8 protein-coding genes are annotated in these 12,050 nt (G+C 46.2%); 2 read left to right on the top strand and 6 right to left on the bottom strand.

Annotated features, from left to right (window positions below; genetic code table 11):
• Nucleotides 1-52: 52 nt before the first annotated feature.
• The 4 genes from MHB37_RS01630 to MHB37_RS01615 all read right to left on the bottom strand — a co-directional run bounded on the left by MHB37_RS01630 (nt 53) and on the right by MHB37_RS01615 (nt 6,971).
• Entirely contained in the window at nt 53-1,537 is a 1,485-nt protein-coding gene (locus MHB37_RS01630) for a glutamate synthase subunit beta (protein ID WP_076304758.1), read from the bottom strand.
• A 249-nt stretch (nt 1,538-1,786) separates the two neighbouring features.
• Nucleotides 1,787-3,742, bottom strand: a complete 1,956-nt coding sequence (gene pulA, locus MHB37_RS01625) for a type I pullulanase (protein WP_405168874.1) — start codon at nt 3,740-3,742, stop codon at nt 1,787-1,789.
• A gap of 107 nt (nt 3,743-3,849) precedes the next feature.
• Nucleotides 3,850-4,473 (bottom strand): C39 family peptidase, encoded by a 624-nt coding sequence (locus MHB37_RS01620; protein WP_076304756.1) that lies wholly within the window; start codon nt 4,471-4,473, stop codon nt 3,850-3,852.
• The gene (locus tag MHB37_RS01615; RefSeq protein ID WP_405168873.1) at nt 4,470-6,971 is read right to left on the bottom strand and encodes a PAS domain S-box protein; all 2,502 of its coding nucleotides are present in this window, start codon (nt 6,969-6,971) and stop codon (nt 4,470-4,472) included. Before MHB37_RS01615 ends, MHB37_RS01620 begins: the two co-directional genes overlap by 4 nt.
• A gap of 280 nt (nt 6,972-7,251) precedes the next feature.
• On the opposite strand from MHB37_RS01615, the gene MHB37_RS01610 reads away from it, so the two are divergent.
• Nucleotides 7,252-8,067, top strand: coding sequence for a hypothetical protein (locus MHB37_RS01610; protein ID WP_076220534.1), 816 nt, complete (start codon nt 7,252-7,254; stop codon nt 8,065-8,067).
• Here the strand turns inward: MHB37_RS01610 and MHB37_RS01605 are convergent.
• Nucleotides 8,060-8,836 carry a YheC/YheD family protein gene (locus tag MHB37_RS01605; RefSeq protein WP_232061115.1) on the bottom strand — a complete coding sequence of 259 codons (777 nt, stop codon included), beginning with the start codon at nt 8,834-8,836 and terminating at the stop codon, nt 8,060-8,062. The two genes, MHB37_RS01610 and MHB37_RS01605, sit on opposite strands and share 8 nt — an antisense overlap.
• 181 nt (nt 8,837-9,017) lie before the next feature.
• On the opposite strand from MHB37_RS01605, the gene MHB37_RS01600 reads away from it, so the two are divergent.
• Nucleotides 9,018-10,157, top strand: a complete 1,140-nt coding sequence (locus MHB37_RS01600; protein ID WP_405168872.1) for a glycosyltransferase family 4 protein — start codon at nt 9,018-9,020, stop codon at nt 10,155-10,157.
• A 437-nt stretch (nt 10,158-10,594) separates the two neighbouring features.
• Here the strand turns inward: MHB37_RS01600 and MHB37_RS01595 are convergent, their stop codons facing one another.
• Nucleotides 10,595-11,836, bottom strand: a complete 1,242-nt coding sequence (locus MHB37_RS01595; protein ID WP_076282373.1) for a DUF445 domain-containing protein — start codon at nt 11,834-11,836, stop codon at nt 10,595-10,597.
• Between the last annotated feature and the right edge of the window lie 214 nt (nt 11,837-12,050).

The raw sequence follows: 12,050 nt of genomic DNA, 5'->3' as shown, positions 1-12,050 counted from the left end.
AACGCAAAGCGGACGTCCCCAAAGGAACGCCCTGTTCGCTATATCTTAACACTCACGGTAAATTCGAGGATCCCATCAAAAAGCGGTCTACTTCGCGCGCAGTCTGACGCCCTTCGTCAATAGCCCAGACTACAAGGCTTTGCCCGCGCCGCATATCGCCTGCTGTGAACACTCCTTCTACATTGGTTACTTGTGCTCCGAACTCTGCTTTGGCGTTCCCCCGCTCATCGCGTTCCACCCCAAGCTCGCCCAGTATAGTTTCTTCGGGTCCTGTGAATCCCAAAGCCAGTAATACCAGCTGCGCTTGCAGGGTCTCCTCACTGCCCGGCACTTCGACCGGTACCATTCGTCCCTGTTCATTACGAGTCCATTCAATACGCACTGTACGCAGCTCCTGCACTTGCCCGCCCTCATCGCCGACAAACCGTTTCGTCGAAACCAGATAACGGCGCGGATCTTCTTGATACAGTGAAGCGGCCTCCTGCTGACCATAGTCCACTTTAAGCACCTTTGGCCATTCCGGCCAAGGATTGTTAGACTGACGTGTCAGCGGCGCCTGTGGCATAATTTCAAGCTGAGTCACACTGCGGCAGCCGTGACGGATCGAAGTGGCTACACAGTCTGTTCCAGTATCCCCACCGCCGATTACAACTACATCCTTACCTGCTGCTGATAAATATTCCCCATCGGCAAGCCCTGAATCCAGTAGGCTCTTTGTATTCAGCGTTAAAAACTCCATAGCTTGATGAATCCCACGCAAATCGCGTCCTTCTATCGGCAGATCACGTGCCTGTGTAGATCCACCACACAGTACTACAGCATCATGCTCTGCCTTGAGCTGTGATGCTGGGAGATCTCGGCCGATCTCTGTTCGAGTTACGAAGGTAATGCCCTCAGCTGCAAGCAGATCCACCCGGCGCTGTACAGTCTTTTTATCCAGCTTCATGTTGGGAATACCATAGGTAAGCAGACCGCCAATCCGGTCCGCCCGTTCATACACAGTCACCGTATGTCCTGCCTTATTAAGCTGTGCCGCACAGGCAAGCCCCGCCGGACCTGAACCCACTACAGCTACCTTTTTACCCGTGCGATGAAGCGGCGGCTCAGGCACAATCCAGCCTTCTGCAAAACCTCTATCTACAATCGACTTCTCAATAGATTTAATGGTGACAGGTTTGCCATTCATCCCTACCGTACAAGAGCCTTCGCAAGGAGCGGGACAGACACGGCCTGTAAATTCAGGAAAGTTGTTAGTCTTATGCAGACGTTTCAGCGCTATCTCCCAATTTCCACGATAGACCATATCGTTCCATTCAGGAATCAAGTTGTGCAAAGGGCAGCCGGAAGCCATACCAGACAACAGGCGTCCTACATGACAAAATGGCGTACCGCAATCCATACAACGCGCCCCTTGCTCGCGCAGCTTTTCTTCATCCATAGGTATCGAGAATTCATTCCAATTCTTAATTCGCTCCAATGCCTCACACTCGGAGGGTGTCTGTCGTTCAAACTCTAAAAATCCGGTTGCTTTCCCCATCTCTTTCATCCTCTCACCAAAGAAAAGTACTCTCTGTCACTTTCTGCTGTTATGCCACTCTAAAGCGCCAAAGTAAATGCCTTAATATTAGCATCCTAGATCTTTAACGAAAATGAGTAATGTCACCTTTTTATGTAAAATAAGAGCATCCATTCAAAAGAAAGTTCCACACAAAAAAGCACGCAGTGTACTGCACTCATTGAGCACAATACACTGCATGCTTTTGAAGAATTATCTGTAAAAAAACATCTAGTCCGCCGTCAGCACTACCATTCCAATCCCGCTTACAGTTAGCTTATTACCCGTCAGATTCTGCACAAGATCGGCTCCAAAAATTGTTTTCCATGCACCAAGCTGTGGCAGAACCAAAGCCGTCTGTTCTACATTAGCATTAAAAAGCACATAGATATGCTTCGCCGCATCGCCTCCAGCATGGCCACGCAATGTATACGCTACCGAACTTACCGGTGCTTTTTCAAATACTAGATGATTCCGAATGTCATCTGCCGTTCGCATACGGAAAGCCGGATGTGCTTTACGCAAGGCAATTAGCTGCTTCAGATAAACCACATCATCTTGATGAGCAGCGCACAGTTCCCAATCCAATTGGTTGATCTTCACCGAGGATTTATAGCTGTTCTCTACCCCGTTTTTCGTGCGCATAAATTCCTGACCCGCATGGACAAAGGGGATTCCCTGACTCATGAACACTATCGCAGAAGCTAACCTATGCATAGATTGGCGCTGTTTGTCCGTCTGCCCTTGTGTGGACAGTAATATTTTATCCCATAACGTATGATTATCATGACATTCCACATAATTGACGGTTTGCTGAGGCTCCACGGCAAATTGTCCAATGCCTGGAGCATAAGCAATGCCTCCCGCGACCCCTGCCTTTATCGCAAGCTCCAATCCCATCATTCCGCTGATGAAGCCCGGTTGATCATACAGAAAAATATTCCCTTTAATGGCATCCCGGAAATCATCATTAAAATGTCCGATTCCCGGCAGAAGTGCAGCATTCTTCTGATGAGCGAGCCGCTCCATCGGCAACTCTGTCCCCATCATCCAACCTTCACCAATCGTCATGATGGACGGGTCAATCCCATCCAGACGACGCCGGATTTCATCCATCGTGTTGAGGTCAATCAAGCCCATCAGGTCAAAACGAAAACCATCGATATGGTATTCTTTGGCCCAATAAACTACGGATTCCACGATGAAGCTGGACATCATCAAGCGTTCTGAAGCCACGTCATTCCCGCAGCCAGAGCCATCCGACAGGCTTCCGTCTTGCTTGTAACGCAAATAATAGCCGGGAACCAGCTTGGTGAAATTCACGCGATAGCCATCGTACACATGGTTGTAAACCACATCCATAATGACGCGGAGACCGCGATCATGAAGTGCTTGAATCATTGTTTTTAGTTCCCGGATACGCAGTCCAGGCACATATGGATCTGTAGCATAGGAGCCTTCTGGCACATTATAATTCTTCGGATCATAACCCCAGTTATAATGCGGTTCATCCAGCCTCGTCTCATCTACACTCTCTGTAGAATAATCATAGACAGGCAATAGCTGCACATGGGTTACACCGAGGTTCGCGATATGATCGAGTCCAGTGAGAATACCCTCCGGTCCGCGGGTTCCTTCTTCCGCCAAAGCAAGATATTGTCCTTTATGGGTCATACCGCTTGCTGGATGAATGGATAAGTCACGCAAATGAAGCTCATAAATGATGGCATCCACAGGATCATCCAAGGGTGGCTTATCTTCCGTCCACCGTTCCGGATCTGTTTTGCGTAAATCTAAAATAGCTCCCCTATCACCGTTCACTCCTACAGCACGTGCATAAGGATCAACCGCCTCATTCCACTGTTCTCCAAGACGTACTCGGTAGGTATAGAACTTGCCATCTAAATCACCGTCAACTGTAATTCTCCACGTTCCCCGGACATCACGGATCATAGAATACTTACACTCTGCTGCTCCCTGCCATGAATTATAGAGTACCAGCTCCGCTTCTTGAGCGGTGGGCGCCCATAAACAAAAAGCTGAACTCCCCGGTGAGTACGTTAGGCCAAGATCGTCCCCATCATAGCTGAATAACTGATCAAACTCCTGAGCAAACACGGAAATCCCTCTAGTAGCCGCAGGATCCCCATAATAAATGGGTTCCTTCATTTCCCTTTGTACGGACAAAGCACCTATCCCCTTTTCCAGTTATTAACTGGATTATAGTATGATCGTCTAAGTAGTGCAAACGTTTGGACTCAAATTTTTCAAGCTATTTTGTCAGGACAATCCCTCTACCTCGATGCATCTGCAATATCTAGCCCGACCATCGTAATAATGTCTTTATTCGCAAAATACGGAATACGCCGTTCTTTCCCTAGAGTGACTCTACCGTCCTTGTACCGCACACCATTATCGTGGACAATCAGGGTAGCACGCTCTCCGTCCTCAAATCCCTCATATCCTATACCTAGTACCCAATGGTAATCGTAAGTAAACTCACCTCTCCACCGCAGACGAAACCACTTATCTAATTTAACAGCCACAGGCCGGCCGGCATCAATTTCTGTTTTATATACTTCAAAATCATTAAACGTAGTAATAAGTAACTTTTGCTGATCCTTAGGTAAAATCACTGAATGGATATAGTTCTTCAGTCCTTTGGTAAAACGGCGCACACTCATCCCCCAAGGTCTTCCACCGTGATGGCTGTATATGTAATTAATATGAGCGGCTTTGGAAGGAAAATGACCTTTGCCCCGAATAAAGTCCGCTCCTAAATGGGTGTTCCAATACTCCGCTAACGCTGCCATCGTAGCTGGGCCACATGCAGAGGACGGGGATTCGACCCCAACCTCCCACTGTGTATATGGCTCCGCAGGCAGTTTCTTGCTAATCCGAGGCTGTCCATGCTTCATTCGGATAGATCCCCTCTTAAAGGGCTAGACTTAGGAGTACAATGTGGAGTTGCCTCCGGAAGTAGAATTACATTTGCACTGGCATCCAATTCTCCTTCTGCAGCTGCTGTCCCTTCCATTGTTGTCTCCCGTTCTTCTGTTTGCACTGTATCTTCCACATTTATCTCAGCTTTACTATCAGGATTGATCTGCAGCGTGAAATAGAAATTAGAGCCCTCTCCTTCACTGCTCTCTACAGCGATAGCTCCGCCCATCAGCTCAACGAGCTTTTTACAAATCGCCAGCCCCAATCCGGTCCCGCCATATTTGCGATTAAACGAGGAATGCAGCTGATAAAAGGACTGAAACAGCCGATGCTGCTTCTCTAGAGGAATGCCAATCCCCGTATCCCTAACATTAAATTTCAAAGTTAATTTCTTTTGATCTGCGGACAGCTTCTGCTCTACGTAAATACTGATACTGCCCCGATCTGTAAACTTGATTGCATTGCTGACCAGATTGACCAATATCTGACGCAACCGCCCGGCATCGCCCATAATCAGTGGCGGGACTCCAGGTGCCATGCTGCATGATAACTGAATATTTTTCTCCAAAGCCTTAGCTGTAAATAGATCGATTACGCTGTCCAATACGGCTTGAAGCTGCACGGGCTCATTTACAATCATCATTTTTCCGGCTTCAATTTTGCTGTAATCCAGTATTTCATTCAAAATAGATAGGAGCGAGCTGCTGCTCTCCTTAATAATGTCAGTATATCCAAGCTGTTCTTCATCAAGCTCCGTCTCCGCCAGGAGATCCGTCATCCCTACAATTCCGTTCATCGGCGTACGGATTTCATGGCTCATAATAGCTAAGAACTCAGACTTAGCCTGGTCTGCTTTTTCTGCGGATTCCTTCGCCCGAATGATTTCCTTCTCATCCGTGATGTCCCGAAACACTACAACAACACCCTTCGGCTCCCCTTTATCAAACAGAGGGGTTACCTGGTATTCCGCAAGAAAGCTAGAACCGTCCTTACGCCACAAGACCGCATCTTTACTCTGATAAGATACACCTGACTTAATAGCCTTCATCAGTGGAGATTCCTGCGGCCGATAATGGCTCCCATCAAGCGCTATTTGCTGAATATGATCCAAATAAGGATGGCCCATAATTTCATCATGTTCATAGTCCAGCATTTGCAAACCTGCAGGGTTAATGAACGTCACCTTCTCCTCCATATCGAGTCCAAAGATGCCTTCTGAAACCGCATTTAAAATAAGGGTATACTCATTGCTAAGCTTCTCAATTTGTTCTGTATAACGGATGCGCTCTGTAATATCACGGGAAATCCCATACACACCCACTACTTGGTCATCTACAATGATCGGAATATTGGTAGTATTAATTTCTACAAAGTGTCCGTCTTTATGAATAAGCGTTAGATCATAGCTTTGAGGATAACCCTGGGCGGCTAAGTTAAAATGATACAACGTCTTCTCTATGTCCTTCTCATGCACAATGGGGCCAAAGTACATTCCGATCAGTTCCTCCAGCGAATACCCGGTCAACTTCTCCAAATTCGCATTGGCAGTCAAATAGTCTCCATGCAAATTCATAGAGTACACAGCAGATGGATTGTATTCAAACAATGATTTATACCGTTGCTCGCTCTCCTTAAGCTTGAACTCGAACTGCTTGCGCTCCGTAATTTCCCGCCCAATCGCTATAATCTCCAAGACATTTCCCTCATCATCATAGGTATAACGACTGCTCGACTCGAACCAGACATAGGTGCCATTCTTATGGCGGTAGCGGTAAGCTACAGCCGGAATAACGCCAGAGCTGCGGCTCTGCTCCATTAAACCTTGCATCATAACTAGATCATCGGGGTGAAGATAATTATAGGCGCTTGTCCCAACCATCTCTTCAGGTTCATAACCAAGCAGGGTACGGCTAGCCGAAGAACAATATAAGAAAACACTGTCTTTGACCGCATGACGCGAGATTAAATCCAGCGAATTCTCGGACATCAATCTATAATTGCGTTCACTTTGACGAATTTGTTCTTCCATTTGCTGCTGCTGATCCCGATGATCCACCGTTTCCTGAGCTGCGATCTTTAGTTCCGTAATATCCTCGGCGTATACTATAATATACGAAGGGACTTGTCCTTCTTCTGCTCCTAATCCAGAGAACATGAGAGACAGGCAAACGGGTTGACCTTCTTTGTTTAAAAAACAATGTTCCTTCTTCCAGCTGCCCGCTGGCGATTTCTGAAGCTCGTCCATTACTAATCTATAGGAGAGCTCTTTTGAATGTGCCTCTCTATTTTCCGATTCTGTAAAAAGAGCCCCGGCAAGAAACTCGGCCTCCGTAAAGCCAAGTAGATTGCAAAAAGCCGGATTGACTTTTATCCAGTTGAAATCGCCGTTATTCGAAAACAGTACGGCCATTCCTTCTGGAGACCTCATAAATGCATGATCCAGAATTGCGTTAAATTCTACCGAGCTGCCCATTTAAGCCAGACCTCCTTTGTTGCTAGTGCTAAAGCTCTCATACCTTCTTATGTCAGTATACGATAAGAGAACTGGGGAAAGAAATGTCTAGCGCATTATTTTAAATTGGAAATATTTAAATTTAAATTATTGACGCTAGCAAATAAACAACTTATATTTAAGAATAAATATATCGTTCGTGACCTATTACGATGGAAGCACCCGTAATAAAGGCTTTTGCCTTTGCTACGGGTGCTTTTTTGTTGTCTTCAGGGATACGGACAAAAGGAGGAGCGAATTAATGAACGCACTAAAGTCATTCCCCTTACTACTACTGGTGATCCTGCTATCGTTAAGCACATCAACGGAAGCTTTTGCTGCAGCAACGACTGAATTAACACCCTCTATTCAAGCGGCTTTTGATCTAACAGCTGCGACTGCCGACGGTCCTACAAGGATAAAGATGACTAATCTGTACAATGATTTATCTACTTTAAAGATGCAATACAATAATCGTGAGGAGCAGATCCGAACCCTTCACTATAATAATGAGCAAACACTGATTGCAGTACGTAAGCAAATTAAAGAGATTGATTTAGAAACCGTAGCTCAACTGGAGGCTACCGTTAAGAGCTGCAAACAGCACTATCAGCCCTTATTCGACCAGTACAATGCGCTTAATAAGCGTATCAAGATCGCCAAGGGTCTTAAAAACAAGACGTTGAATACCGTATTACAAGCCCAAGGTGATGCTATGAAGATCCTGGTTCAGTTGGCACGCAAAGAAATTAGCGACAGACAGAATCAGTTGAATGCAGCGAAACAGACACGTACCCGAAAGATAACCTATGCCCGCAAAACCTTGTCTGGCATTGATAGTCCACAGGTCTCAATTAAATCAAACAAAAGCGTAGTCACCTCATTGAATAAACGGATTTCCGCAGATTGGAGTGACTTCAAAGCAGCGATTCGCAAGCAAAACCTTACATTAACCACTCAGTCTCTGTCCTCACTCGTCTCCGGTTACCGCCAAATCGCAACACACAAGCAAAAAATCATAGAATTAGAACAAAAGATTTCTGCTGTCATTGCAAATACGAGGAAACAGATCATTTAACGGACTTTTTCTTCTCATTCGCTCTGCGGTAAGCCATTACTTTGCGGTACATGCTTTTATCAGAAAGATGTTTAAAAATATACGGGTCCGGACTAGTATTCACTTCAATAATCCAAGGCGTCATGGATCTATCCAATCCTACATCGACACCAATCTGTCTAAACCCAGGATATTTCTTATGGTAGAAACGTCCGGTATCTTCTCCTAGCTTTCTCAGGATCTTAAGCATTTGCGCTTGCTGAGCTTCGTTCAGATAAGGAGACAGCAGCTTTTCCATAGCAGTTAGTTTGCCGCCGCTATGATAGTTGGTAACAATCTTACCTTTCTCAGCTACCCGACCGATCAGACCGGTAGTTTCCCATTTGCCCTGCGGGCTGAGCTGGACCATCACACGGATATCAAAGCGGTGTTTCCCGTGCTTTAGCAAAACTATTCCTCTCTGGATCAGGTAACTACGTCCACGCGTTGCTTTCTTTAAAGATAAATGGAAGGCGTCGAAGGTTCTAAAGGTTTTGAGTCTTGTTCCACTTTGGTACTTATATTCTGTTCCATGAGCCTCTCTACTCTGCTCAACCTTCATCACACCATTGCCATAGGTACCGTATTCCGGTTTAACATAAACCATTCCATATTTCAGCAGCATAGCTTTCAGATTGACTTTACTGAATTTTATCGTTTCGGGAATCAACGGTGAAATTTCAGCGCTTCGCATGAGCACCTTGGTTTTAATCCATTTGCTGGTCAATGCAGACTTTAACTTCTTTCCCAACTGTCCTCTCCCCTGTCCCTCAAAAAATAATCACGGCCTTAGTAAGCCTTAGTATTTTATGCTGCAACTGTACAAATGGCATGAGTGAAACGCCCTCTCCGCTTTCGGATGTATCTACTGTTTACTGTGTTGCATATGGTGGAAGAGGATATCCATTAGCGGATAAAAGGAGGCGTGAACCATGCACATTTGTATCATTGCACCGGAGCAGTTCCCAGTTCCGGGAGACGGTTCTGTAGAAATCTGCATTTGGGCCATTGCCAGAAGACTGGCGGAGAGACATAAGGTAACCATTGTAAGTCGGAAGGTACCTGGACTACCTGCTGCCACTATATTGGAGCAGGTCAGAATTATCCGATTGCCTGCAAGCACCCCAGCCCATTATCTTACTTCGGTATTAGAATACATTCAGAAAGAATCCTTTGACATCATTCAGGTTGATAATCGCCCCCATCTTATGTCTGCTGTAAAGAAGCAGCTTCCTCATATCCCGGTATTTCTGTTCCTGCACTCGCTTACCTTCACACCGGGTACAGATAAAGTGGCCAATGCCTTGGCAAAAGCGGATCTGATCATTGCCAACAGCCACTCCTTACAGCGAAGATTGGATCGCCGCTTCCCCCAACTGACTACAGGGATTCACATTGTCTTATTGGGAGCTGATCTTGACCGGTTTACCCCTGTGCAGATATCTGAAAAACAACAGCTTCGTAGTTTCTACAGACTCCCGCAGACCTTTACCGTTTTGTTCGTTGGTCGGGTTATCCCCCGCAAAGGGGTGCCTATATTAATACGTGCTATGTCGCATTTAAACAAACACCTCCCCGCTCATCTGGTCATAGCCGGCAAAGGCAAACCGTCGTACATACGGCAGTTGAAGCTCCTTGCACGGCGGCTGAGAGTGTCTGTTACTTTTCTAGGAAATGTGGCTCATGAGAATATACACACCCTTTATCAGGCGGCAGACTGCTTTGTATGCCCTTCCCAGAATCATGAATCCTTCGGCCTTGTTAATGTAGAAGCTATGGCCTCCGGTCTACCTGTTATCGCTTCTAATAATGGGGGCATCCGAGAGATTGTCGCCTCTGGCCATAACGGTTATCTGGTAGAACGATATCGCGAGGCTTTACCCTTTGCCCGGCATTTGCTGCGGATAGCCCGCCATCCACAATTGGCAGTTACCATCGGATCACAAGGGAGAGCAGATGCGCTTGAAGCCTTCAATTGGCAGCGAACCGCAAACCATTTAGAACAGCTGTATCAAGCTTCTGCAACACCACAGCAAGGGTACAGAACTCTTGCAGATGGAATGCAATTGTAGACTCACCCAAAGTAGGGGCCTCCTAAGCCATCAACTGGCTGCTGGGTCCCTTTCTTTTTGGAGCTTGCTTGAGCTAAACACCAATCTCCGAATGAATTAGGTAACATATGCGCATACAAGGTAGCTATCGGACACAGCTGACCCCAAACGCAGCTTTATCCCTCATTTGCAATGCTAAGGACCCTATAACCCCTATTGGCATGAAAAATGCCCCATATGAACGTCATCCATAGGAATAACGCCAGTGGAGTCCGCAAGCATGTTCCAAGAGCCAAGAACTAACAAATAACGTCATATCGGTCCATAAGCCTCAGAGGAGGATTATTACTCCACGATGCAGACAGGCCATGAGCCACAACAAAAAGCAGCGATCCTCCCTCACGGGAGAATCGCTGCTTTTCTTTTTTCCTTATTTTACAATAAATAGTAAGTTTCATTCAAATCAATTGAATAACTGTAAGCACAAGCCCTACGACAAACCCGCATAAAGCTCCGTTCACACGAATCCATTGCAGATCTTTACCCACTTTATCTTCCAGCATATTCACTAGACTAGCGTCATCCATGCTGTCCAGATTCTCTTTTACCAAAAGACCTATTCTGTAGTGGTTAGCCTCTACAAAGGCAATTAGCGAAGCGCGAATCCGCTCTTCCCAGCTGCTGATCCATTCTTGTTCCTTGCCAATACGACGTACAAGCAGGGTATAGAGCGTGAACAGCTTGCGTCCGCCAGCCGCCCGATCTTCCTCCAATAGGGAAATTGCTTTGCTGCGAATGTTCTCCAATTGCGTATGCAGAAATGCGGTTGCTGCTTCGCCTTCAAGCTCATTTATTGCCCATTCTTTTAATGAAGCCAGTCTAGCCTCGTCATTAACAATCTGGAACAGGGCCACTCGAATCTCGCGGATAATCTCTTCACGGTATGGGCTATCCTCTTCCCGAAAATCGCGGATACCGGACTGCAACATACCTTGCAGCATTTCACCAAGCATATCTGCATCCATAAACCCGACAAAAGCCTGAAAAGCCATACCTTTAAGTCCGCCAAGCTTCACTTCAGCCAATTTCTCGCTGGCAATCTTGCCCAGCATAGCCTTCGTTTCAGGACGTCCGCTCCAAGTAGACACCCCTTCCAGCGCATAGTCTAGAGCAGCTACATCTTTACCGTCATTCATTAACTTAGTAACTATTTTATCAGCCGCAACGCCAAGCTCAGCTTCACGAACATATTCGGAGGCTGCCTTTTGCAGAAACGGTACGGCCTTCTCTACCGGAAGACGAGACACGAATTCGCCAAGCTGCTCCAATATTTGTACTCTTGCCTTCTTTTTACTAAAGAACTTTGTCAGTAGCTTGGAGCCCATTGATATAAAGCCAAACTTACGCAGCTTGTTCTCAATGCTTTCCTTGTTAAGAAGCTCAGTCTCCATCGCGGTGATTAGTGATTGGATGATCTTATCGCGATTCTTGAGCAGTAGTGAGGTGTGTGGAATACGTAGCCCCATCGGATGGCGGAACAGCGCCGTTACCGCGAACCAGTCGGCAATCCCCCCTACCAAACCGGCCTCGAAACCACCTCTCAGTAGAATCACGGCTAGGTTTTCAGGTAGAAACAGTGTAATCAGAAACCCACATGCCATAAAGGCGAGTGACATGGTGGCTAAGTTTTTGGATCTCATAAATAGTCCCCTTTACATAAGCAGCTGCCGATGTCCTTACACAGGAAAAATACCGTCGGGTCACGTTCCACGAACATAAGCTGACGATAGATTCGGCTAGTCGGTTAGTTTGATAACTATTGTACCACGACTGAACTATTATCTAAAAATATACTGTAAAAACCTCTTATCTCTTGTTGGACGTTCATTATTGTACAGTTGCATGAAAATGGTT

It is taken from the genome of Paenibacillus sp. FSL H3-0286 (genome assembly GCF_045040705.1).
Taxonomy (GTDB): domain Bacteria; phylum Bacillota; class Bacilli; order Paenibacillales; family Paenibacillaceae; genus Paenibacillus_AQ; species Paenibacillus_AQ odorifer.
This window is presented reverse-complemented; position numbering and strand designations above follow the sequence as displayed.

Bases quoted from the DNA above. Each gene is read 5' to 3' on its own strand.
- MHB37_RS01630 (WP_076304758.1), bottom strand. From the start codon at position 1,537: ATGGGGAAAGCAACCGGATTTTTAGAGTTTGAACGACAGACACCCTCC.
- MHB37_RS01620 (WP_076304756.1), bottom strand. From the start codon at position 4,473: ATGAAGCATGGACAGCCTCGGATTAGCAAGAAACTGCCTGCGGAGCCA.
- MHB37_RS01615 (WP_405168873.1), bottom strand. From the start codon at position 6,971: ATGGGCAGCTCGGTAGAATTTAACGCAATTCTGGATCATGCATTTATG.
- MHB37_RS01610 (WP_076220534.1), top strand. From the start codon at position 7,252: ATGAACGCACTAAAGTCATTCCCCTTACTACTACTGGTGATCCTGCTA.
- MHB37_RS01600 (WP_405168872.1), top strand. From the start codon at position 9,018: ATGCACATTTGTATCATTGCACCGGAGCAGTTCCCAGTTCCGGGAGAC.
- MHB37_RS01595 (WP_076282373.1), bottom strand. From the start codon at position 11,836: ATGAGATCCAAAAACTTAGCCACCATGTCACTCGCCTTTATGGCATGT.